Genomic DNA, 23,639 nt, shown 5'->3' with positions numbered 1-23,639 from the left:
AAAAAAAGCGCATTATTGGCTAATATTTGGGAATTTTTAATATTTTTTGACATTTTTCTTTTGTTTTTCTGCTGGTCTGCGAGGCAATGCCACGCTTCTTCATGCAAAAATAGACGCGCTGCGTGTGAGTTGTGTCTCACATACAGCGCGTCTATTAATTTAGAGATTGGCATTGTTTTTAGGTAACGTTTGCCAAACGGCATTTCCACAAACAGCGGATTGCTAGGTCAAGCAGTTCTGGCGACTTTTTTTGTACTAGTCGTTCTGCCTGTTTGGGCGACATTGTTGAAACGTGCTCCCAGCAAACAGTGGATTACTTGGTCAAGCACTTCCGTCGGCATTTTTTTATGCAAGTCGTTTTGTTTGCTTAGGCTTCATTGCTGATACGTAGTCGCTCAGGCCTCATTGCTGAAACGTGCTCCGCAAGGCAAGGGGCTCCTGCAGAAGCGACTCTGGGCAAAAAAGTCAGGATCGGACTTTTCTGCCCAGAGTCGCTTCTGCTCCGCCCCTTAGGCTATACTCCTGTTTGAGTAGACATCCAAATAATTAAAACAAGGATGGACTTAGAAAAGAGGTTGTTGCTTGAATGGGAAAAGCATCCGGTACAGCGTTGAAGAGAAGCTGAAGTATGTTCAGCTGGTAGAACAAGGAATGACTGTCACCTCTATTGAAACGCGGTTTGGAATTAGACATAGTAACATGAAGCGTTGGGTAGAAAACTATCAGAAGGATGGTATCGAAGGCTTAAAGCAAAAAGATACCCATCATCAGTATCCGGTTGAACTTAAGGAAGAAGTCACACAAAAGTACCTTGCCGGTTACACCTCTTATGATCAGTTAGCTAAAGAATATCAAATTCCTAACATAGCGGTTATATCTCGTTGGGTCGCCCTGTATACTAGTGGTAAATCATTAGACACCACTAGGAGGAAAGTCATCATGAAAGATGGTCGAAAAACAACCCAATTAGAACGAATCGAGATCGCCCAGTGGATTATCGCACACCAGATGGATTACACTACTGCTATTCAAAAATTCAACGTTTCTCAAGGTCAGGTATATTCCTGGGTAAAAAAATTCAAACAAGGTGGCCAAGAAGCTCTTGAAGACCGTCGAGGCAAGGCTAAAGAGGATCATGGACAACTTAGCGAGAAAGAGAAACTTATCCTTGAAAACAAGCGTCTAAAAGCCCAACTAGAAAACATGGCGACCGAGAAGGCCGTTATTTTAAAAATCCAGGAATTAGAGAGAAGGAATGCCCACAAAAAATAAAATTTCAAACCATTAAGGAACTCCTTTTAGAGATCAATGAAGCAACCGGAAACACATATACAATCGGTCTGCTCTGCAAATATACTAAAGTCCCTCGATCAAGCTATTATAAATGGGCCAACGGGGTTCGTAGTAAGCGTACGATTGATAATGAAGCCATCGTGGACTATATGTTCAAACTTGAAGAAGAACATGACTACATCTACGGTGTTGAGTCACTGACCATGTACATTAATACCAAGACAAAATATCATGCCGGTCACAATAAGGTTCGTAGGCTGATGAAAGAGAACGGCATTGAAGCCTCAATCCGGAAAAAGAAGCATGATCGCCACGCTGAACATAAGGATCAAATTTTAGCCAATTTATTGTATGACAAGGACACTGGGCATCACTTTAATTCCGGACAAAGTAACCAAGTCTGGGTAACTGATTGTACTGAACTTCGATACGGCTCAAAAAGCCAATACAAGCTCCGCTTAAGCGCCATTAAAGACTTACATGATCACAGTATTATCGCCTGGCAAATCGCTGATACTGAGACGTCGGCGCTAGTAACCGATACGCTGCAACTAGCACTCAAAGTGACCAATGGACAAAAACCCAAAATTTTACACAGTGACCAGGGAGCCGCGTACACCTCTGGCGAATACAACACACTCCTCGCCGGTACTGGTATTAAACACAGTATGTCACGGGCTGGAACACCAGGCGATAATAGCCCGATGGAAGCTTTCTGGAGTCACATGAAAGACGAGTTCTTCGCTTTCAAAAAAACTCTTTCAAAAGATGAATTATTCCAGCAGATCAATGAATTTATGAGATGGTACAATTACGAGCGCTTACAGTTAACATTAAACGGCATGACCCCGAATGAATATCGGAGCCATACCGTTCAAAAATGTGCATAATCTATCTAATTATTTGATTGTCTCCTTGACAGGAGCCGAGCCCTTAACCGCCTTGCTCCGCACTCTACATCATGTCAAACAAACTCAACTGATTCTCATCCGGTAATCCTTCAAGAACGCCGTTTTCGGTCATGAAGTCGATCAAGGTCTTTGAGACCTTACCGCGCTTAGCTAAGTCTTCCTTTGACAGGAACGGTTTGTCTTCCCGGGCTGCAACGATTTGCTTTGCCACGTTCAAACCAAGGCCTGGAGCTGAGTTGAATGGTGCAATCAATGTGTCACCGTCAATCAGCCACTGGTTGGCTTCAGATTTTTCAATGTCGATCATCTTAAATTTGAACCCGCGTTCAAGCATTTCGTTGGCCAGTTCCAGAACTGTCAGCAAATTTTTATCCTTTGTGCTGGCATCCATTCCCTGGTCGTTGATCTCCTTCATCCGTGCTTTGACGGATTCCTTTCCCCGCGACATGGCGACAACGTCAAAGTCATCTGCCCGCACTGAGAAGTAAGCGGAGTAGTAAACCAGTGGGAAGTAGACCTTAAAGTAAGCGACCCGCAGCGCCATCAAATCGTAAGCAGCCGCATGGGCCCGTGGGAACATGTACTTGATCTTTAAACAGGAATCAATGTACCAATCAGGCACGTTGGCTTCCTTCATCTTATCCTGCCACTCGTCGGGAATCCCACGTCCCTTCCGCACGTGTTCCATAATTTGGAAGGCAATTTCGGAATCCATGCCCCAGTGGATCAAGTCGGTCATGATGTTATCACGACACCCGATCACGTTGGCGATGGTGGCAGTGCCATTTTTGATCAGTTCTTCAGCGTTTCCTAACCACACATCGGTCCCATGGGACAACCCAGAAATTTGCAGGAGGTCGGAGAAGTTTTTCGGGTGGGTCGCTTCGAGCATACCCCGGACGAACCGGGTCCCGAATTCAGGCACACCGAACGTCCCCGTTTTTGATTGAATTTGTTCCGGTGTTACACCAAGCGCTTCCGTCCCTGAAAACAGCGACATGACTCCCGGATCATCCATTGGGATCGTGTACGGATCAACACCGCTTAAATCTTGCAGCATCCGCACCATCGTCGGGTCATCATGGCCCAGAATATCAATCTTCAAAATGTTGTCATGAATCGAATGGAAATCGAAATGGGTCGTTTGCCAAGCTGCATCTTGGTCATCAGCTGGATACTGAATCGGTGTAAAGTCATAGATGTCCATGTAATCCGGGACAACGATGATGCCGGCCGGATGTTGGCCAGTGGTCCGTTTGACCCCAGTGGCACCCTTAGCTAGCCGGTCGATTTCAGCACCGCGCAAATGCTGCTCCGTATCGCGCTCATAGGCTTTAACGTAACCGTAAGCTGTTTTATCAGCCACCGTGCCAATGGTTCCGGCCCGGTACACGTTTTTTTCACCGAACAACACCTTCGTGTAGTTGTGGGCAATCGGCTGGTAGTCCCCAGAGAAGTTCAAATCAATATCAGGCACCTTGTTTCCAGTAAAGCCCAGGAACGTTTCAAAAGGAATATCATGACCGTCGCCGATCATTAACGTCCCGCATTCCGGGCAGTTCTTTTCTGGCAAATCAAACCCGGAGCTGTACTCGCCTTTAGTAAAGAACTCGGAGTGCTGACAGTTTGGACACCGGTAGTGCGGCGGCAACGGATTAATTTCCGTGATTCCAGTCAGCGTTGCTACCAGACTAGAGCCGACAGACCCACGGGAACCAACCAGATACCCGTCCTTGTTACTCTTGGCCACCAGTCGTTGGGCAATCAGGTAAATAACGGAAAACCCGTTCCCGATAATACTCTTCAACTCCCGGTCAAGCCGGTGCTGCACGAGTTCAGGCAGATCTTTACCATACCATTCATGGGCGGTGTTCATGGTCCGGCGTTGAATTTCGTCTTCCGCGCCTTCCATTCGTGGTGTGTATAACTTATCCTTCAACGGGTGAACGTCTTGAATTTCATCGGCAATCTTGTTGGAGTTCGTTACAACAATTTCCTTTGCTTTCTCTTCCCCTAGGAATTGATAGTCATCCAGCATTTCATTTGTCGTTCGAAAATGCACGTCTGGCAATTTTTGCCGGTTCAGCGGGTTAGCCCCGCCTTGGGAATTGATCAGAATATGCCGGTAAATACCGTCTTCGGGATTCAGATAGTGCACGTCACCCGTAACGACAACTGGTTTACCAAGCTCATCACCCAGTTTGACCATGTTGCCTAAAATCTCTTCCAAGTTCGTGCGATTTTGAATCAGGCCGCTATCAATCAGTGGTTGATAGGCCGCTTTGGGCTGCACTTCCAGATAATCGTAAAACTTGGCCTTTTCCTTAGCCTCCGCATAACCTTTTTGCATCATCGCAGTAAACACTTCACCGGAATCGCAAGCGGAACCGATCAACAGCCCCTCCCGATACTTCTCCAGTTGACTGCGAGGAATCCGCGGCACCCTGTAGAAGTAAGCGACGTTAGACATAGAGACCAGTCGGAACATGTTTTTCAATCCGGCCTGAGTTTGTGCCAACACAATGGCATGTGACGGCCGGGCGTGCTTATACGCATCATTTTCACTCATGTGTTCGTTTAACTGATCGTGGTACTGAATGCCATACCGGTCCTCAGCATCCGTTAAGAACAAATAATTTAAATGACCGGTCGACTCGGCATCATCTACGGCCCGGTGATGGTGTTCCAGGACAACGTGGAATTTTTTGGCCAGCGTGTTTAACCGGTACCCCTTCAAATTCGGGTACAGGAATCGTGCTAGGGTCAGTGTGTCGATGATTGGATTCGTCACCGGCGGCATGTCGTAGCATGCATAGCCGGCGTTCATGAACCCGATATCGAAGGTGACGTTATGGCCAACGATAATGGCGTCACCGTAAAATTCACGGAACAGTTCAAAGACTTCTTTTTCTGACTTTGATCCGTGCACCATGTCGTCCGTGATACTGGTCAGATCAGTGGTGAAATCAGACAAATGAAAACCGGGATCGATAAATTCCTCAAACTGGTCAATGACCTCTTTCCCCTGCATTTTAACAGCGGAAAGTTCAATGACTTTGTCGTAGATGGCAGACAACCCTGTGGTTTCAACGTCAAAAACAACATAGGTGGCACCCTTTAACGGCCGGTGGTCACTGTTGTAACCGATTGGGACACCATCGTCAACGAGGTTAGCTTCTACCCCATAGATCATTTTTACACCGGTTGCCTCACTAGCATGATAAGCTTCAGGGAACCCCTGAACACCAGCGTGGTCGGTAATGGCAATTGCCTTTTGCCCCCATTTTTTGGCTTGATTGACATAGTCGGTGATTGGATTAGTCGCATCCATCGTACTCATTGAAGTGTGCAAATGCAGTTCGACCCGCTTTTCATCAGCTGGTGCTGTATCCTGCCGACTTGGCACCTTCACCTGATTAATGTCATAAGCGTTCATTACCAGGCCACGCATAAAGTTGTCTTCTTGGACACCACCGCGGACCCGGATCCAGTCGCCCTCATTTAAGCCGTTAAACTGAGCCTCATCACTCTCATCACGGGAGAATTTTTTGATGGCGATCGATGACGTGTAGTCGGTGATCTCCAAAATCATCAATTTTCGGCCAGACCGGAGTTCCCGAACCTCTTTACTGAATACGTAACCCTGAACGATAACAGATTTTTCTTCTTCCTGAATATCGATCAGCTTAGTTGCGTCTTCATCAGGTTTAATTTTCCGGCCGATGACCGTTGGCCCTTCAGCAATGTTTTCACTGGCGTTCTTTTCACGTTTTTCATTGGCCTTTTTAATTGCAGCCACCGCTTTTTGTGCCAGTTCGGCATCCGACTGGGCCCGTTGCTGTTTAAATTCCTGAATTTTTTGCTGGGAAGCCGTTTCGTCCACCATCGTGTGAATGGAGAACTGTGGAAACCCGTATTGTTGATACTGCGTCTCGATTGGTCCTAACGCCTGATTAACAAGGAAATTTTTAACCACTTCATTTTCGGCCATAAAAATCACTCGGCCGTCGTTCATTGTGGGCACCTGTTTGTGACACAGTTCCTGAACGAGCGGTGAATGTAAACCACTATGTTGCACCACCCATTCCCAATAATCACCCAGCAAGCGGTCGTTAAGTTCCTGCTGATCAGTTTGGATACTAAAATCAACCAGCGCAATTTGTTTAAACGCGGTGTTTAATTGGCTTTGAAACGTCAAGAATGTTTCAAAGGGTAAAATTTGGGGCAGCTTGAAGTCAAAGTGCCACCGTTTTGATTTTTCGTGAATCGTTAATTTTTCGAGTTGAGCCCCCGCAAAATATGGCTGATTCGCTTCATCGTTTAACTGCAGCTGTTGCAACAACTTGTCAAACAACTGCTGATGATTCAACGCCATATCAATTCCTCCTTCTCAATTGCCAATTACTGATAAAGAAAGCCCGGAGACAAAACAGGGTGTTTTGTTTTCGGGCCTTTTTTACCGTCATAAACGATTATAAGTTTAACACATATTTTGTTCTTAGTAGCGTGATTTAGCTACCAACGTTGAAACGTATTTTAAAAGACAATTGATGATTTTCGGAAGGGCAGCATAGCCCAGCCTATATCACCAAAATACAAAAACGGCTTCCTAAATGCGTTTCAACCCGTCCTATTCTTCTTCTGGGTTATCCGTTTCTTTAAGCAGAATACCAACTGAATTTTCAACTTCGTCAGTCTTGACTTCAATGGTTTCACCGGTTTTACGGAGCTTAATTTCGACGATCCCGTCAGCAGCTTTTTTCCCAACGGTGATCCGGACAGGCAAGCCCATTAAATCAGAGTCAGCAAATTTCACGCCGGCCCGTTCCTTCCGGTCATCCAATAAGACTTTATAGCCGGCTTTTTGCAAACGCGTTTCAAGCTCAGTAGCAACCGTCATTTGTTCGTCATTTTTAGCGTTAACTGGAATGATGTGCAAATCAAATGGTGAAATGGCACGCGGCCATACCAGCCCATTTTCATCAGCTGTTTGTTCAGTGATAGCTGAGAGCAACCGACTGACACCAATACCGTACGAACCCATAATAACCGGAACGCTGCGACCATTCTCATCCAGGACGTTTGCCCCCAACGATTCAGAATAACGGGTGCCCAGCTTAAAGATGTGGCCGATTTCGATACCTCGGGTAAACTTCAGCACGCCGGAACCGTCTGGTGACACATCGCCCTCTTGTACGGTGCGAAGATCAACAAATTTGTCGACCCGGAAATCACGTTCCAGATTAGCATTCCGATAATGAAAACCGGTCTCGTTAGCTCCGACTACGGCGTTAACCATGTCTTGGACGTACTGGTCAGCTAAAATAGTGACCTCTTCACTCACGCCAACGGGACCCACGTTGCCAAAGGAAGCACCGAGGTACTTTTCTGCGTCTTCGTTGCTTGCTGGAGCCAAGAAATCAGCTGACAAATAGTTTTTCAACTTGGTTTCGTTCAGTTCATGGTCGCCGCGAAGCAAAGCTAAAACTGGCTTGTCATCGGCAATGTACAACAGGCTCTTGATCAGTTGTGATTGGTCGATTTCAAGTTTTTCAGCAACTTGGTCGATGGTCTTAGCATCGCCTGTCTCAACCTTTTCAAGATCCTGTTGGGCAGCGTGTGACTTCTTTGGAATGTACAAACTCGTTGCCATTTCCAGATTAGCTGCGTAATCTGAAGAATCAGAGTACACGATGGTGTCTTCACCAATCGGTGCAATGGCGGAAAATTCCTTCGAATCTTTACCACCCATGGCACCCGCATCACCAATGATCGTCCGGTAGTTTAAACCGATCCGGTCAAAAACGTTACGGTAGGCTGATTCCATTTGCCGATAGACCTTATCCAGATCATCGTAGTTCGTTGAGAAGGAATAGGCATCCTTCATAATGAATTCACGGCCACGTAACAGACCGTAACGCGGACGTTCTTCATCACGATATTTGGCTTGAATTTGGTACAAAACCAGCGGCAGTTTCTTGTAGGACTTGATGTTATCACGAATCAGCGTTGTAAACGTTTCTTCGTGGGTCGGGCCCAAGATAAAGTCAGTGTCGTGACGATTCTTGAACTTAAACAGGGTTGGTCCGTATGTGTCGTAACGACCAGATTCCTTCCAAAGAGACGCTGGCAATACTGTCGGCACCACCATTTCAACCGCATCAATTTTTTCCATTTCTTCACGAATAATGTTTTCGATGTTGGTCAAGGCCCGAAAGGCCAGCGGCAGATAAGCATACATCCCAGCCGTCACTTGACGCACATAACCGGCCCGCAGCATCATTTGATGGCTTAAGGCCTCAGCGTCGCTTGGTACCTCTTTCAAGGTCGGAATAAGCATTTTTGACTGTTTCATATCAGAGAAAACCCCTTTAGTTTAGTTATTTACCTAATAAAGTAACGTTCGATATCGTTCCACGTAACTAGCACCATTAAGATCACTAGAAAGACAACCCCCACCAGTGTAATGCCTGTTTCGACACTTTCTGGCAATGGTTTACGTCGAATTCCTTCGATGACATTCAATAATATTTTACCACCATCCAACGCTGGAATCGGCAGTAAATTGACAATTCCCAAGTTCAGTGACAGGAATGCCAAGAAGTTCAGCACACCGGCGATCCCTTCAGACGCAGCAGTGGACGTTGTCGCAAAGATGGCAACGGGTCCGCCTAAATCGTTGAGACTAAAGTGCCCGGAGACCATTGACCAAATGGCACCGATCAGCCGTTTTGTCATATCCCAAGTCTGGGTAAAACCGGATACTAGCATCGCGCCGATTGCGTGATTATGATACTGCGTGATACCGATTTGCCCCACGGTCTTCTTTTCGACCGTCTCAGCTTTCGGTGTCAGTGTCACCCGCTTAGTCGCGTCGTTTCGCTTAATGGTCAGCGTTGTCTTTTTATTAGCCCGCTTTTGAATCTGGGTGGCAAGCCCATCCCAGGTCGTGACTTTCTTGCCATTGACTGCGGTGATGTAATCGCCGTTTTTAATGCCGGCATCACGGGCAACGGTTACCCCCGTTGACGTCGGGTCGATCCGGTTGTTATTTGTGGTCACCCCACCCACCACGAAGGTGAGAATGGTGTACACGATAATCGCCAGAATAAAGTTGTTCATCGGCCCGGCAAAATTAGTCATTAACCGGTGGCCAAGACTTGCCGATTGAAATTGGACATCAGTTGGTGCAATGCGCACTTCTGTGCCGTCAGATTCAATAATGGTGGCGTCGTGAGCAACTGCGTAACGCTTTGTTTCTGATTCATCGCCGTTTTCGTAGCCTTCGATCCAAAGTTCATTCTCCAGATCTGTGGCAGTCACCTGCATTGGAATCCCGTTGAACAGGGTGGTCTTTTTACTGGTGTTGATCCGGGTTACTTTGTCCTGGTCACCCACAAACAGGCTGACCGGCGTCCCCGGCTTCAGTTCATCTTCGTCATCTTCACCGCCCGCCATCCGAACGTACCCGCCGACCGGTAGGAGTCGGATCGTATACGTGGTTTCAGCGGTACGATAATTGAACAGCTTAGGGCCCATCCCAATGGAAAATTCACGCACCAGAATGCCCGCCCGCTTTGCAAAGTAAAAATGACCAAATTCATGGATGAACACGATGACACCAAAGACGATAATAAATGTAATGATGGTCGTTAGCACAAGCGTCGATCCTTCCGTGTTAGTTTTGGGTGCCTAATGTTAAATAAACGCCAGCAGATGTAATGCTGGTAATACAAGCAGCAAACTGTCGAATCGGTCAAGAATACCACCGTGACCGGGCAATATTTTACCGGAGTCCTTAACACCGTAGTAGCGTTTCAAGGCGGACTCAACAAGGTCGCCAATTTGACCAATAATCGATAAGACCAAAATCAGCAGTAAAGTTACCGGGAAGCTGAAATTACCGACTGGATAGAAGTAGCAATAGATACCGACAATAATCACTGCAACCACGGTACCCCCGATCGACCCTTCCCAGGTCTTGTTTGGGCTGATGTTTGGTGCCAATTTATGACGGCCCAGTTTCCGACCAATCATGTAAGCCCCGGAATCCGTGATCCAAACAATCAGAAGCGCAAACAGCAGCATTGTAAAACTGACGGCCCGAGCCTCAATAAAGAAGTGGAACCCGAAACCAATGTACAGCACACCCAATGTCAGGACAGCCGCATCGTCAAACGAGAACCGGTTTCTTGAAAAAACAGTGTACATTAACATTAACACCACAAGAAAATATACGATAAATGAAGTCTCAATGTTTTTAGAAATTAACTGTTGCCAAAAATCTGGCAGGATGACCACTAACACGGCCAATCCCGAGAGAAGTGCTTCCCATGACACAATTAATTTATTCCGCATTACTAACAGCTCAGAGAGCGCAATCAATCCCAAAACTGCAGCGGCAATATCCACCCAAATGCCGCCCGCAATAATGATTGGGATAAATATGATCAGCGCAACCACGGCTGTGATCACCCGTTGTCTCATAAATACTAACCCCTTTTTCCCAAATTACTTATTTTTTAACCCGCCAAACCGGCGTTTCCGGTGCTGGTACGTGTAGACTGCCTCTTGCAGCAGTTCTGGTGTAAATTCTGGCCAGTGCGGTGTCATGAAAACAAACTCGCTGTAAGCAATTTGCCACAGTAAAAAGTTCGATATCCGCTCTTCACCTGAGGTCCGAATAATCAGGTCAGGATCGGCATACTCGCCAAGGTTTGCGGTCATGAGATGTTGGCCGATCATATCGTCGGTGATCGCATCCGGATCTAATTTGCCAGCCGCGACCTCCTTAGCAATCTCTGTCACTGCTGTGGTGATTTCAGCCCGACTACCGTAGTTCAACGCAAAGTTCAGTACCATGCCAGTACAGTCTTTCGTATCATCCATTGCATCATAAACAGCCTTTTGTGTTTGCTTAGGCAGTTTGTCAATGTAGCCCATCACGTTGACCCGAACGTTATTTTTGATTAAATCAGGGACAAATGTATCAAAAAAGTCTACCGGCAATTTCATCAAGTAGTTAACTTCGTCTTCCGGACGCTTCCAATTTTCAGTCGAAAATGCGTACAGCGTCAACACCTTAACCCCAAGGTCGCTGGCGGCGATGGCAATCGTTTTGACGGTGTTCATGCCCTGTTTGTGTCCGGCAACTCTTGGCAAATGACGTTTTTGGGCCCAACGGCCGTTGCCATCCATAATGATGGCAATGTGCGCAGGAATGTTATCGGGGTCCAGTACCAACTCATCTGGTGAACTGGGCACCGTATCTTTTTTTAACCATGAAAACACAGTGGCACCTCCATATTGACTTCCAAAAGCTTATCATACCAAAAAACAGAGTTGGCGACTATTCCAACTCTGCCTGAACGATGATATTTAACAGAATTTAAAATAAGCTTACTGAAGTAATCGCCATTCGCCGCGATTGGCGTCTGATAATGTATTGAAGTATTGTAACAGCTTGTTCGCATCATCAGGACTTTGGTTACCCAACATGTTTAACCCTTTACCAGTTGGAATGGGTTCACTTAAATCCGTAATATCACTCTCATTTTCAATCGTTGCTTGAGAGAAGGCAACGATCCAGTCGTCCTCAATCAATTGAGTGACGATAAAGAATAAGTTAAAGTCATCGGCAACATAGGCGGGTTGTGCATAAACGCCCTTTTCGATTTCTTGTAATTCGTTACCATCGTAGTTCAAGATTGCTAAGTTTTCTGCGTTGACCTCTTGGTTCAACTTAAAAACCATTTTTTCAAACTCGGGGGTGCCTGGCGTTAATTCAACAGCTTCATCGTCTTGTGCCATTTAATAATCCCTTCCTTTTTCGATTCCGGATTAACCAGAAATGATTTCCGTTTCTTTTTCTTCAGTCAGTTTATCAATACCCTTAATGGCATCGTCAGTCACATTTTGAACTTTCTTTTCCAAATTGTGAAGATCATCGTCGGTGAAATCACCATTTTTATGACCCTTTTTAACAGCGTCCATCGCTTCGCGCCGAACGTTACGAACGGCAACTTTGCCGGTTTCAGCAACGGCACGAACCTGCTTAGCAAGTTCTTGACGACGTTCTTCAGTCAGTTGCGGCACAACTAACCGGATCGCAGTCCCGTCATTAGCGGGTGTGATGCCCAAGTCAGATTCCATGATACCCTTTTCGACATCTTGCAATGAAGACTTATCAAATGGGGTGACCATGATCACCCGAGGTTCTGGGGTGGTAATGGAAGCCACCTGATTGATTGGTGTTTCGACACCGTAATAGTCAACCGTAACACGGCTCAATAAACTAGCGTTAGCGCGACCAGCTCGGATCGTACCGAATTCGCGGCTAAGCGCTTCTTCAGCCTTCTTCATCTTTTGTTTTGCTTCATCAATAATTGGTTCAGCCAAAATTATTTCCCCCTTACAGTTGTACCGATTTGTTCACCTAAAACGACTTTTTTAATGTTACCTGGCTTGTTTAAGTTAAAGACTTCCAGCGGAATATCGTTGTCCATTGACAACGTGCTGGCAGTAGAATCCATAACGTGCAGACCTTTGTTGATAATGTCCATTTGGGTCAAATGATCATACTTTACGGCGCTTGCGTCAATGTTAGGATCGGCAGAGTAGACCCCATCAACACCGTTCTTAGCCATCAAAATAGCGTCAGCGTTGATTTCAGCTGCCCGCAATGCAGCGGTCGTATCAGTTGAGAAGTACGGGCTACCAGTACCACCCGCAAAAATAACGACCCGGTTTTTTTCAAGATGCCGAATTGCCTTACGACGAATGTAAGGTTCAGCAATTTCTCTCATCTCGATTGAGGTCTGGACCCGCGTAGGCACGTCCAACGACTCCAAATTATCCTGTAACGCCAGGGCGTTCATGATGGTAGCTAGCATCCCGATGTAATCCGCTTGGGCACGTTCCATTCCCATTTGGGCACCAGATTCGCCACGCCACATGTTACCGCCACCGACAACGATGCCGATCTGAAGACCGAGTTCATAGACATCCTTCACTTCTTTAGCAACCGTTTTGATAACCGGTGGGTGAATCCCAAACCCTTGGTCACCTGCTAAGGCTTCACCACTCAGTTTAAGTATGATGCGCTTATACTTTAAGTCCGTCATTATGATCCTCCTATTAGCTTGTCTGTGATTGATTTTATCATAATTGACAACAATTCGATACCGGTAATCCGGTTAAACTACATAAAAGCTTGACGTATTTGTGCTTTTTTAACACTTGTGTTTTTCAATCATCGGCAAATAAGTCATCGACGTTGTTTGAGAACGGTAAGCTGCCCACGATTATATTTCACGAAAGAACACTTTTTGGTACCGTCAATCGCTTGAATTGTATAACGAGTGACTACGAACCCTCAATTGTAGGCTACAACGAAACCAGTGGTCCGTGCAACCCTCTTCAAAATTTCTAGCCACACGAAAAGAGACTGGGAAATCTACCATTCCCCAGTCCCCCTTTAATGTACAGATTAACCGTTAATTTGGCTGTTCACTTCGTCTTCGAAGTTTTCAACCTTCTTTTCGATACCTTCACCAACTTCGTAACGGACAAACTTTTTCAGTTTGCCGCCCTTTGAAGCCACATACTGGCTAACAGTTTGGTCAGAATCCATAACAAATTCTTGGTCAGCTAAACTGATTTCTGACAAGAACTTACGGAGACGGCCTTCAACCATCTTTTCAACAATCTTTTCAGGTTTGCCTTCGTTCAAGGCTTCCTTCTTCAAGACTTCGCGTTCGTGATCCAACCGTTCTGCGGGAATCTCGTCACGTGAAACGAATTCAGGATTAACGGCAGCAACGTGCATTGCGACGTTCTTAGCCACTGATTCATCAGCACCCTCAAGTTCTACCAAGGCAGCGATTTGGCCACCATTGTGCAGGTAGGCGCCAAAGACATCACCATCGGGCTTTTCAAGAACAGTAAACCGACGCAAAGTCGTCTTTTCTGATGTCACTTGAGTTTGTTCAACAATCAAATCGTTGATTGATTGGCCTTTGTCGTTCTTCAAAGCCATGGCAGCATCAAGATCAGCTGGCTTGTTAGCAGCAATCAGGTCAGTGATTGTGTTCACCAAGTTGATAAACCGGTCGTTAGTTGCAACGAAGTCGGTTTCTGAGTTGAGTTCAGTGATAGCAGCCACGTTACCATCAACAGTAATGTGTGCTAAACCGTTAGCAGCAACGTTGCCGCTCTTCTTTTCGGCTTTAGCGATACCCTTTTCACGTAGGAAATCAACAGCCTTTTCCATGTCGCTATCAGTAGCAACCAAGGCCTTCTTAGCGTCCATCATACCAACGCTGGTCTTGTCACGTAATTCTTTAACTAATTTTGCAGTAATGCTTGCCATTTAATTGGCCTCCTTATTGAGTACTGTTTCAGTAATCTTCAACACAATAAAAGGCTGACAGAAAATATCAGGCCGCGTGGGTCCACATTTTTCAGCCAGCCTAGTACTGATATTGTTTTTAACTTAATGGTAAGTGTAAAAAATTATTTTGCGGCGTTTTCGTTTGAAGCGTTGTCGCCTTCAACAGCGTCAACAACATCTTGCATGTCAGTGTCGCCTGCTTGGGCTGCTTCGTCTTCGCCTTGACGACCTTCGATGATAGCGTCAGCCATCTTGCTGGTGATCAAACGAACGGCACGAATAGCGTCATCGTTAGAAGGAATGATAACATCGATATCGTCTGGGTCAGTGTTGGTATCAACCATGGCAACGATAGGAATGTTCAACTTTTGAGCTTCCTTAACGGCAATTTGTTCCTTGCGAGGATCAACAACAAACATAACGTCAGGCAGCTTAGGCATATCTTCGATACCGCCCAAGAAACGTTCCAACTTGTCAGTTTGCTTCTTCAGTAAGGAAACTTCCTTCTTAGGAAGACGATCAAAGGTCCCATCTTCAGCCATCTTCTTCAAATCTTTAAGACGCTTGATCCGAGTTTGGATGGTGTTCCAGTTGGTCAAAGTCCCACCTAACCAACGGTGGTTAACGTAGTATTGACCAGCACGGGTTGCTTCTTCAGCGATTGAGTCTTGCGCTTGCTTCTTAGTCCCAACGAACAGAACAACAGCACCCTTAGATGCTTCGTCCTTAACGAAGTTGTAAGCAGCATCGATCAACTTAACCGTCTTTTGTAAGTCAATGATGTAGATCCCGTTACGTTCAGTGAAGATGTATTCCTTCATCTTTGGGTTCCAACGACGCGTCTGGTGACCAAAGTGGACCCCAGCTTCAAGCAATTGTTTCATTGTGATAACAGCCATGAAATATAGCCTCCATTAAATTAGTTTATATCCTCCCCCACGTTCATTTACACCGGGAACTCCGAAGAGCACCGCCCAGCGTATTGCGCGAGGTGTGAATTGTGGCAATTAGCCGGTAATTAGTATACCTGTTTTTTAGCGCTATCGCAAGCCAAATTGACACGAATTCCAAAATTAATTTTGTAAAGTGTTACGATTATGTTACAATGGATGTCGCAGAACTGCGTGAGGAGGAACCAACCATGATCAAAGCCGTTGTTTTTGATCTTGATGATACCCTGTATGACCAGCTAAAGCCCTTCAAACGAGCAGTCGAAGCAACCCATAAGGATCTCCACCTATCAGAGGTGATGGTTCAACGGTTGTATCGCGCGTTTAAAGTAGCAACTGACCAAGCAATTCAGGCAACCGACACAGCGACTTTTGCTCGTCAGGTTGACCCAGTCCTAGATGAATTAGGACTACCAGCGTTTACGAGCGACCATAGCGAAAGCTTTTGGGAACACTACCGACAAGAATTGACCCATATCGATTTATTTGCCGATATTCGGCGCTGTCTATCATCATTGAAAGAGCACTATCAGCTCGGCGTGATTACAAACGGCGAGACTGATCTACAATCAAAAAAGGCACTCCAGTTAGACCTGCACCACTGGATTGACCGCGATAAGATGTTGATTTCCGATGAAGTCGGGTTACAAAAACCCGATGCGCGGATTTTCACCTACTTTAATCGCATGTTGGATCTGCAGGCAAACGAAGCAGTCTATATTGGTGATAATTACAATACGGATATGATTGGGGCTAAGCAAGCTGGCTGGCAAGCCTTCTGGTTTAACCACCGCCACGCCGAACTGCGTGGCGCAAACTTCATCCCTGACCAAACCGTCGAGACCACTGAAGAACTGGCTGACTTGTTGGAAGCCATGTCCGTAGCGACATATTAGACATTTAAGGCCAACCTGAATTCGGGTTGGTCTTTTTTTGATGTATTTTTTAATTTGGCGATGAAAAAAGAGGTTCTCAACATTATTGTCGAGAACCTCTTCGTTTATTTCACTTTATAGGTGAGGTTAAATTAAAATTTAACTTCGCTTTCGTCAGTACCCTTAGAAATCAAGTTGACGTTGCTAGTCAAGGCAAATTGTGTCATGTTCTTAGCAGCGGTCTTGGTGTAGAAAGCAATATGTGGGGTAACCAAAACGTTTTCGCGCTTCAGCAAATTCTTAAGACGTTCGTCTGGAATAGCATCGAATGAACCAAAGTCAGTGTTGAAAATACCAACTTCGTCTTCGTAAACATCCAAGGCAGCAGCGCCGACCTTACCAGAATCCAAGGCACGAATCAAAGCGTCGGTATCGATCAGGGCACCACGAGCAGGGTTCAAGATGTAAACGCCATCCTTCATCTTGCTGAATGCTTCATCGTCCAACATATGTTCGTTTTCCTTAGTTGCTGGTGAGTGCAAGGAAATAACGTCGGCCTTAGCATATAATTCATCCAAGGTGTCAACGTAGATACCTTCTTTTTCCAGTTCTGGATTATGGTAGATATCGTAAGCAACGATCTTGGCACCAAAGCCTCTGTAAATGTTGATTGCTTTACGGCCGATACGACCAGTGGCAATGACACCGACAGTCATTTGATCCAGTTCGTCAGCAATGTCTGGTGCCCAGCGAAGGTCACCATTAGCGATTTTACGATCGAACGTGTTGGTCCGACGAATCAAACGCATCAATTGCGTTGCTGTTAATTCAGCAATGGCGTTTGGTGAGTATGCTGGGACGTTGGTAACCTTGATGCCGTCACGCTTGATAGCGTCTGCATCAATGTTATCAACACCAACGTTACGCAATGATAGTGACTTGATACCGAAGCTAGCCAATTTGTCCAATACTTCAGCGGTGTAAGGCTTTTGTTGATAGACAACCGCACCATCGTAGCCGTTAGCTAAGTCAACAGTGTTTTCGTCCAACAATTCTTTAACGGCCTTAACCTCGATGTTGTTGTCTTTTGACCATTGTTCCAAGTAAGGCATTTCATCGTCACGCATACCATATGCAATAATTTTCACAATTGTTTCCTCCATTCAAAGAATCTGTTATCATTCTATCACGTTTTAAAACCTTTGATAATCGTTTTTATAGAAATATATGAATTACTTCACAAGAAACCGCTTTCACTCTACTGTCACTCCGTGTTGTGCCAAAAATGCAAGTTTTTGCGAGCGCGGTTGATGCTTAAACGCATACTCTGCCTTGAGGGCCGCGGACTTCGAGTCAAATGTTTGTGAATAGATCAGTTTCAGCGGGTGTCGGCTTTTCACTCTGGTATACTTAGCGCCTTTACCGATCTCATGCTGATGGAACCGTTGGGCAACATCATTGGTAAACCCGCCGTATAACGTGTTGTCTGCGCATAGTAGCACGTAGAAATAATAAGTGTCACTCATTGGTCGTCGACTCCCCGTAAAGCATCTTGTGAATGATTGGCGAGTACTCACCATGATCACCATGATCATCATAGGTCATGATGGGCGGCAATATCTTCAAGCCCGTCGCCTTACCATCCTTGATGGCTTCAACCAAGACAATATTGGCATCACGTCCCGCCTTTGGATAAACGAATTGGAGCCGCTTGGCCGCTAATCGATTGGCCGTCATCAGCGCCAATAATTCTACTAATCGATCTGGTCGGTGCACAAAATAGGCCTTCCCGTTCATCTTTAGAAGATCGCTGGTAGTTGCCAGAACAGTATTGAGTGTTGTCGCAATCTCGTGGCGTGCGATGGCCAAGTAATTGTTTGGATTCTTCTTGCTATCCGGCAGATCTGAAAAATACGGCGGGTTGCAAGTTACCACATCGATGCTGTCCTTAGGAATCTGTTCAGTGATGATAGCGAGGTCCTGGTTATACACTGTCACCTTGTCGGCTAGGTCATTTAGCACGACTGAACGTTGCGCCATATCCGCCAACCGCGGCTGAAGTTCGACCATGGCAATCTTTCCGCGCGTTCGCGGCGCCATAAACAAGCCCACCGCGCCGTTGCCTGCACACAGATCCACCAGTTTTCCCTTCGGACTCGCTGGTGCCTTTGCAAAGTTAGCCAACAGTACGGCATCCAGAGAGAACGAAAAGACCTGGCTGCTCTGTATGATTTGAATATCTTGACTGTACAGCTGATCGACGCGTTCGTCAGCCAAGAGTTTGACATCCCCCAAATTATCACCCATTTCATTGATGTTTGTCGCTATTATCATTATAATATAGGCTATCATTATACAACATTAAAGTTAGTGAGGTTTCACAATGTTCTACTCGTTTTTACGTGTTCTTGTTAGAATCATTCTTTTTGTTGTCAACGGCAACAACCGTTTCATCAATATGGACCGCCTGCCAGAGGGTAACTACATTCTGGTCGGCCCCCACCGGACCTGGTTTGACCCGATCTACTACGCACTGGCTGCCAGCCCGAAAAAATTCAGCTTTATGGCCAAAATCGAACTGTTCAAAAACCCAATTCTCAGGTTTATTTTGAACCACGCCAACGCTTTTCCTGTCGATCGTGAACATCCTGGTCCATCAGCAATCAAGACCCCGGTCAAAATGCTGCGAAATGACGATCTGTCACTGGTCATGTTTCCGTCAGGTACCCGCCATTCACAGGAACTTAAGGGCGGTGTGGCCGTGATTGCTAAGCTGTCGAAGGTGCCAATCGTGCCGACTGTGTATCAAGGCCCGTTAACCTTCAAGTCGCTCTTCAGCCGCAAACCCGTTACCGTGTCCTTCGGTGATCCGTTCTACGTAGATCCGAAGCTGAAACTAAACGATGGCGGTTTGGCACAGGTGGAAAAACAAATGCAATCCGCTTTCGATAAGTTGGATAAGGAAATCGATCCGAATTTTCACTATGAGGATGTAACGGAAAAATAAACGTGCTTCAAGGGGACGCCCGGTCTTGTTGAAATACGTTTTGGTACAGTAGTCCGCCCGCCTCTTCGACTAACAGTCAACCAGAAGTTTTACTTGGTTTGCTAATTCTCAGTGCCCACAAAAAAGCTCAGCGTATAATCGTACGCTGAGCTTTTTGTAATATACACATGTTAGTGACACCACCGCTTTTTCTGACACTAAAGGAACGATGTTTGATTAGCATTTCTGAGTTGTTTTGGTAAGGGTATCAGCTTATGTGATTGGCAAAAAAACAAGAAGTGCTGAGTTGAGATGGTAATCATATTATCTCAGGTATCCTGCACTTCTAATAGAGACCCTTTATATACAGCTCATCTCTGTCCTCGAGACTAAACGCGCTCCGCAAGGCAAGGGGCTCCTGCCTAACGGACTCTGAGCCAAAAAGTCAGACCCGGACTTTTTGGCTCAGAGTCCGTTAGGCTCCGCCCCTTAAGCGCCTTGCTCCGCGCTCTCTAATCCAAATGCGCCGTATTCTGCAACTGGATCATATCGTAATAAACGCCATGCTGCTGCATCAGTTCATCGTTTGTACCGCGTTCAACAATGCGGCCCTTCGACAGGACCAAAATCAAATCAGCATTTTGAATCGTTGACAGGCGGTGGGCAATCGCAATGGTTGTTCTACCGGCACGCATTTGATTCAGGCTGTTTTGAATCGTTTGCTCCGTTTCCGTATCAATATTGGCAGTCGCTTCATCCAGAATCAAAATCTTTGGATCAGTGGCGACCGTGCGGGCAAACGAAATCAATTGTCGCTGCCCACTAGAGTAGCCGCTGCCGCGCTCTATCACCCGGGAGTCATACCCGCGTGGCAGGTTTTCGATAAAGGTGTCAGCATTCACAAACCGCGCAGCCGCTCGAACCTGTTGGTCTGAAAGCGACTCGTTAAACATTCGGATGTTTGACGCTACCGTGCCATAAAAAAGAAACGGTTCCTGCAGGACCAGTCCCATTTTTTGCCGCAATTCTTTTATTTCGTATTCCCGGATACTATGACCATCGATCAGTACATCACCTGATTGATACTCGTAAAAACGCATCAAAACGTTAATGGTTGACGTTTTTCCGCTCCCAGTCTCACCAACCAAGGCAACGGTCTGCCCCGGTTCGGCAGTAAAGGAAACGTCGTTCAAAACAGGATTTTCACCATCGTAGGCAAAGGTCACGTGGCGAAACTCGATCTTACCATCCGTTATCGTCCTGTCAGGTTGCGGAGTTTGGGCGGGGGCAGCCGTTTTATCGTTTAACAGTTTAATGACACGTGAGCCCGAAACAACCCCATCTTGGAAATCACTCAAATTATCCATCATCGAAGTCATAGGATTATAAAAATTATCCACGTACGTAATAAAGGCGTAGATCATCCCCGCTGGGACGTAACCGTTGAGGCCCTTGACACCAAATAATCCCAGAACAACGACGACCCCTAACGCATAAAACAGATTAATGATGGGACTTAACAACAGGGCGTTGATACGAATCATGGCTTTTCGGGTGTCAAAATAAGCGTTGTTGGTGTGACTGAATTCGTTGCTCATCCGCTTGCCCTGTCTGAACTGCTGAATGGTGCTGACACCGGTAATGGCCTCCGCAAGTCGTGCATTAAGTTCACTTAACCGTTCCCGCATCCGTCGATAAACTCGTGAGCTATAGCGCTGGTAGTACCAGATAACGATCAAGAGAAGCGGCATGAAGACCAGCAGCCACAGGGCCACCGTTTTGTTTAACATAAACATCGCGACCGCGCAGGACACGACTGAGAAAGCCGCCACGATCAAACTGCTGAACAACTGCCAAAACGTTGAAAACGACATCGTATCGTTCGTCAGCCGAGAGACAATCGACCCGCTTGGCACCTGATCAAAATACCGCATGCCTAAGCGGTGCAGTTTAGCAAATATCCGCCGCCGAACATTTTCCAGCATGTACTCGGCACCCATGCTGTACAAAAAGTCTTGGCCGAACTGCATGACGGCTTTGACGATCATCGCAAATAAATATAAACCAGCAAAGAACCACATAATACCGTAATGCGCTTTGCCAACCTTGAGGTAAGTATCCATGTAGATTCGAATGATTGTCGGGAGATAGATGTTGACAACGCTGACAGCCGCCGCCAAAACGATGGCAGCAATGAAGTGCCGCCAGTACGGTTTCGCGAACCCGATCAGCTTGCCGACAATTCGAAACTGGTCCTTGACGGGCAGTGATTTCGCCCATGCTGATTCGTGTTTTGTTTCCTTCATCACTCTTCCCCCCTAACCTTGAGTTGCAAAGCTTGCCGGTCAAACATCTGCCGGTACCAGCCATTGCCAGCCATCAGCGACGCGTGATCGCCGCGCTCAACAATGTGCCCGCCGTCCATCACAATGATCTCATCTGCGTGCATTACCGAACTCAACCTGTGGGCCGCAATAATCGTTGTTTTGTGTTGACGGTCTGCCCGAAGCTGTCCCAAAATCTGACTCTCCGTTTCGGCATCGACAGCTGATAAAGCATCATCTAAAATCAATAATTCCGGATCGATCATCAGAGCCCGGGCAATTGCCAACCGCTGCCGTTGACCACCGGACAGCGAAATACCATCTTCACCGACCTGCGTCTCATATCCATCCGGAAACTGGCTGATCTGGTGGGCAAGGTCGCTCTTTTCAGCCACGGCTTCCACCTCAGCCATCGTTGCATCCGGTCGCGCAAACGCGATGTTTTCACGAACTGAATCAGAAAACAAGAAACTATCCTGGGGCACGTACCCGATTGCTGGCAGATAGGCATCCAACTGGTAATCTCGAATATCATCGCCAGCCATTCGAATCCGGCCTTGGTAGTGTTCAAACTGCCTGAGGATCAACCGCATAATTGTTGATTTCCCGGACCCGACCCGGCCGACAATTCCCAGCGTCTGACCCTGTTTCACCGAAAATGTCACGTCATGTAAACTCGGTTGATCATCACCAGGATACTGAAATTGTTGAATCGCAAAATTCAGATCACCTTCTGGCGCAGCACTGCGGCCACTGTTACCAAGGCTCACTTCCGGTTTTTCGTTCAGCAAATGCATGACCCGGTCATAACTGGCGTTCCCGCGTTCAAGCGTGTTGAACAGCATGCCAACGGCAAAAATCGGCCAAACCATCATGGCCAAATACGTGATAAAGGTGACCAGATTCCCAATCGTGATCGTTCCGTGAACAACGAGTGACCCGCCGATAATGATTGTGGCGACATAGGCCAGCGCAATGATCAACGTTGTTAATGGATCAAACATCGCATCCAGGCGATTAACTCGCCAATTCACGTTAATGGTTTCATCGACCTGCTGGTTAAAATCAGCCATATCTTCGCGCTCTTGTCCCAAACTTTTGATGACCTTGATTCCGGTGATGCTTTCCTGTGCCTTGTTGTTCAGCCGAGAAAAAGCTGCCTGCGAATCACGAAACGCGATGTTCATTTTTTGACCAAGATAAAAAGCCATCACTGCAAGTAACGGAAACGGCAGTACGGCAATCAGCGTCAACCGCCAATTCACCAGTGTCATCATGGCGATCAGCGTTGTGCCACCAGTAATAATGGAATCCGCAAATTGCAAAATCCCACCACCGGCAACCCGTTGAATAGCTTGCAGATCATTCGTTGCCCGAGCCATCAGATCACCTGTCCGATAACGCTGATAAAACGCTTGATCCATAATCATGTAATGCTTGAATAATCGGGTCCGCAACAACCTTTCCAGCTCAGCTGCTGCCCCCCAAATAGCGGTGCGCCACATGTACCGGGTCACGTATTGACCGATTGCCGCAACGACAAGTATCGTTAAAAATAAGGCCAGTCGCTGACCAGTTAAACTGTGGTCATGAATCGCATCCACGACCATCCCGATCAGCCGTGGTGGGATGATGGCAAATAAAGCGGTCAGTAATAAGCCCAGCACACCAATCAGATAAGTGCGCCGTTCCCGTTTAAAATACCAGCCCAGTTTTCGAAAAATTCCCATGGTACCTTCTTCACATCTCTTTCCAATACTTAAATATCAAATAGGTCTAGCGTATCACAGTCCGTCACAGGAGACTTAAACGACACCTTAACGGCCGTTTGTTCTTAAAGTTGTTACCCGCACGCGTGACCAAACCAAATAGGAAGCCTCGGTTAATGATTCAACGTGGAATAATTAGC

19 protein-coding genes are annotated in these 23,639 nt (G+C 46.4%); 4 read left to right on the top strand and 15 right to left on the bottom strand.

The window, feature by feature from the left end:
* Positions 1–582: 582 nt before the first annotated feature.
* Together FC82_RS05345 and FC82_RS05340 are read left to right on the top strand one after the other, a co-directional pair.
* A complete protein-coding gene (locus tag FC82_RS05345; protein WP_056996412.1) occupies positions 583–1,272 on the top strand; it encodes a helix-turn-helix domain-containing protein in 690 nt (229 codons plus the stop codon).
* Positions 1,242–2,183 carry an IS3 family transposase gene (locus tag FC82_RS05340; RefSeq protein WP_338057154.1) on the top strand — a complete coding sequence of 314 codons (942 nt, stop codon included), beginning with the start codon at positions 1,242–1,244 and terminating at the stop codon, positions 2,181–2,183. Before FC82_RS05345 ends, FC82_RS05340 begins: the two co-directional genes overlap by 31 nt.
* 64 nt (positions 2,184–2,247) lie before the next feature.
* Here the strand turns inward: FC82_RS05340 and FC82_RS05335 are convergent, their stop codons facing one another.
* From FC82_RS05335 to rpsB, 10 genes are all read right to left on the bottom strand, one after another.
* The gene (locus FC82_RS05335; protein ID WP_056996410.1) at positions 2,248–6,579 is read right to left on the bottom strand and encodes a PolC-type DNA polymerase III; all 4,332 of its coding nucleotides are present in this window, start codon (positions 6,577–6,579) and stop codon (positions 2,248–2,250) included.
* Between the two features lie 255 nt (positions 6,580–6,834).
* Positions 6,835–8,559 carry a proline--tRNA ligase gene (locus FC82_RS05330; protein WP_054761829.1) on the bottom strand — a complete coding sequence of 575 codons (1,725 nt, stop codon included), beginning with the start codon at positions 8,557–8,559 and terminating at the stop codon, positions 6,835–6,837.
* 29 nt (positions 8,560–8,588) lie between these two features.
* A complete protein-coding gene (gene rseP / locus FC82_RS05325; protein ID WP_054761831.1) occupies positions 8,589–9,863 on the bottom strand; it encodes an RIP metalloprotease RseP in 1,275 nt (424 codons plus the stop codon).
* 39 nt (positions 9,864–9,902) lie between these two features.
* Positions 9,903–10,691 carry a phosphatidate cytidylyltransferase gene (locus FC82_RS05320; protein WP_056996409.1) on the bottom strand — a complete coding sequence of 263 codons (789 nt, stop codon included), beginning with the start codon at positions 10,689–10,691 and terminating at the stop codon, positions 9,903–9,905.
* A 24-nt stretch (positions 10,692–10,715) separates the two neighbouring features.
* Positions 10,716–11,495: an isoprenyl transferase gene (locus FC82_RS05315; RefSeq protein ID WP_054761833.1), complete on the bottom strand. Its 780-nt coding sequence runs from the start codon at positions 11,493–11,495 to the stop codon at positions 10,716–10,718.
* Positions 11,496–11,603: 108 nt separating this feature from the next.
* Entirely contained in the window at positions 11,604–12,014 is a 411-nt protein-coding gene (locus tag FC82_RS05310) for a hypothetical protein (protein WP_056996408.1), read from the bottom strand.
* Between the two features lie 30 nt (positions 12,015–12,044).
* A complete protein-coding gene (gene frr / locus FC82_RS05305) occupies positions 12,045–12,608 on the bottom strand; it encodes a ribosome recycling factor (protein WP_169790572.1) in 564 nt (187 codons plus the stop codon).
* A complete protein-coding gene (pyrH, locus tag FC82_RS05300) occupies positions 12,605–13,327 on the bottom strand; it encodes a UMP kinase (protein WP_056996407.1) in 723 nt (240 codons plus the stop codon). Before pyrH ends, frr begins: the two co-directional genes overlap by 4 nt.
* Positions 13,328–13,692: 365 nt before the next feature.
* The gene (gene tsf, locus FC82_RS05295) at positions 13,693–14,574 is read right to left on the bottom strand and encodes a translation elongation factor Ts (RefSeq protein WP_056996406.1); all 882 of its coding nucleotides are present in this window, start codon (positions 14,572–14,574) and stop codon (positions 13,693–13,695) included.
* 143 nt (positions 14,575–14,717) lie between these two features.
* Positions 14,718–15,494, bottom strand: a complete 777-nt coding sequence (gene rpsB, locus FC82_RS05290) for a 30S ribosomal protein S2 (RefSeq protein ID WP_054761835.1) — start codon at positions 15,492–15,494, stop codon at positions 14,718–14,720.
* 206 nt (positions 15,495–15,700) lie between these two features.
* Between rpsB and FC82_RS05285 the strand changes: the two genes are divergently transcribed.
* Complete coding sequence (locus tag FC82_RS05285; protein WP_082620210.1) at positions 15,701–16,441, top strand: HAD family hydrolase; 741 nt, start codon at positions 15,701–15,703, stop codon at positions 16,439–16,441.
* A gap of 131 nt (positions 16,442–16,572) precedes the next feature.
* On the opposite strand, the gene FC82_RS05280 is transcribed toward FC82_RS05285, so the two are convergent.
* The 3 genes from FC82_RS05280 to FC82_RS05270 all read right to left on the bottom strand — a co-directional run bounded on the left by FC82_RS05280 (position 16,573) and on the right by FC82_RS05270 (position 18,754).
* The gene (locus FC82_RS05280; protein WP_054761839.1) at positions 16,573–17,568 is read right to left on the bottom strand and encodes a D-2-hydroxyacid dehydrogenase; all 996 of its coding nucleotides are present in this window, start codon (positions 17,566–17,568) and stop codon (positions 16,573–16,575) included.
* Between the two features lie 105 nt (positions 17,569–17,673).
* Positions 17,674–17,946, bottom strand: a complete 273-nt coding sequence (locus tag FC82_RS05275) for a GIY-YIG nuclease family protein (RefSeq protein WP_054761841.1) — start codon at positions 17,944–17,946, stop codon at positions 17,674–17,676.
* Positions 17,939–18,754, bottom strand: coding sequence for a tRNA1(Val) (adenine(37)-N6)-methyltransferase (locus FC82_RS05270; RefSeq protein ID WP_420806428.1), 816 nt, complete (start codon positions 18,752–18,754; stop codon positions 17,939–17,941). Before FC82_RS05270 ends, FC82_RS05275 begins: the two co-directional genes overlap by 8 nt.
* Positions 18,755–18,803: 49 nt before the next feature.
* On the opposite strand from FC82_RS05270, the gene FC82_RS05265 reads away from it, so the two are divergent.
* Positions 18,804–19,427, top strand: coding sequence for a lysophospholipid acyltransferase family protein (locus FC82_RS05265; RefSeq protein WP_056996405.1), 624 nt, complete (start codon positions 18,804–18,806; stop codon positions 19,425–19,427).
* Positions 19,428–19,918: 491 nt separating this feature from the next.
* On the opposite strand, the gene FC82_RS05260 is transcribed toward FC82_RS05265, so the two are convergent.
* Positions 19,919–21,712: an ABC transporter ATP-binding protein gene (locus tag FC82_RS05260; RefSeq protein WP_056996404.1), complete on the bottom strand. Its 1,794-nt coding sequence runs from the start codon at positions 21,710–21,712 to the stop codon at positions 19,919–19,921.
* Positions 21,712–23,460 (bottom strand): ABC transporter ATP-binding protein, encoded by a 1,749-nt coding sequence (locus FC82_RS05255; protein ID WP_056996403.1) that lies wholly within the window; start codon positions 23,458–23,460, stop codon positions 21,712–21,714. The genes FC82_RS05260 and FC82_RS05255 overlap by 1 nt, the downstream gene beginning before the upstream one ends.
* Positions 23,461–23,639: the final 179 nt, after the last annotated feature.

Origin of the sequence: Secundilactobacillus collinoides DSM 20515 = JCM 1123 (assembly GCF_001435975.1) — a bacterium.
Lineage (GTDB): Bacteria > Bacillota > Bacilli > Lactobacillales > Lactobacillaceae > Secundilactobacillus > Secundilactobacillus collinoides.
Note: the sequence above shows the minus strand (reverse complement) of the source record. Positions and strands in the feature narration are given on the sequence as shown.

Bases quoted from the DNA above. Each gene is read 5' to 3' on its own strand.
- FC82_RS05270 (WP_420806428.1), bottom strand. From the start codon at position 18,754: ATGATAATAGCGACAAACATCAATGAAATGGGTGATAATTTGGGGGAT.
- FC82_RS05260 (WP_056996404.1), bottom strand. From the start codon at position 21,712: ATGAAGGAAACAAAACACGAATCAGCATGGGCGAAATCACTGCCCGTC.
- FC82_RS05255 (WP_056996403.1), bottom strand. From the start codon at position 23,460: ATGGGAATTTTTCGAAAACTGGGCTGGTATTTTAAACGGGAACGGCGC.
- FC82_RS05275 (WP_054761841.1), bottom strand. From the start codon at position 17,946: ATGAGTGACACTTATTATTTCTACGTGCTACTATGCGCAGACAACACG.
- rpsB (WP_054761835.1), bottom strand. From the start codon at position 15,494: ATGGCTGTTATCACAATGAAACAATTGCTTGAAGCTGGGGTCCACTTT.
- tsf (WP_056996406.1), bottom strand. From the start codon at position 14,574: ATGGCAAGCATTACTGCAAAATTAGTTAAAGAATTACGTGACAAGACC.
- pyrH (WP_056996407.1), bottom strand. From the start codon at position 13,327: ATGACGGACTTAAAGTATAAGCGCATCATACTTAAACTGAGTGGTGAA.
- FC82_RS05320 (WP_056996409.1), bottom strand. From the start codon at position 10,691: ATGAGACAACGGGTGATCACAGCCGTGGTTGCGCTGATCATATTTATC.
- FC82_RS05330 (WP_054761829.1), bottom strand. From the start codon at position 8,559: ATGAAACAGTCAAAAATGCTTATTCCGACCTTGAAAGAGGTACCAAGC.
- FC82_RS05265 (WP_056996405.1), top strand. From the start codon at position 18,804: ATGTTCTACTCGTTTTTACGTGTTCTTGTTAGAATCATTCTTTTTGTT.
- FC82_RS05285 (WP_082620210.1), top strand. From the start codon at position 15,701: ATGGATGTCGCAGAACTGCGTGAGGAGGAACCAACCATGATCAAAGCC.
- FC82_RS05310 (WP_056996408.1), bottom strand. From the start codon at position 12,014: ATGGCACAAGACGATGAAGCTGTTGAATTAACGCCAGGCACCCCCGAG.
- FC82_RS05335 (WP_056996410.1), bottom strand. From the start codon at position 6,579: ATGGCGTTGAATCATCAGCAGTTGTTTGACAAGTTGTTGCAACAGCTG.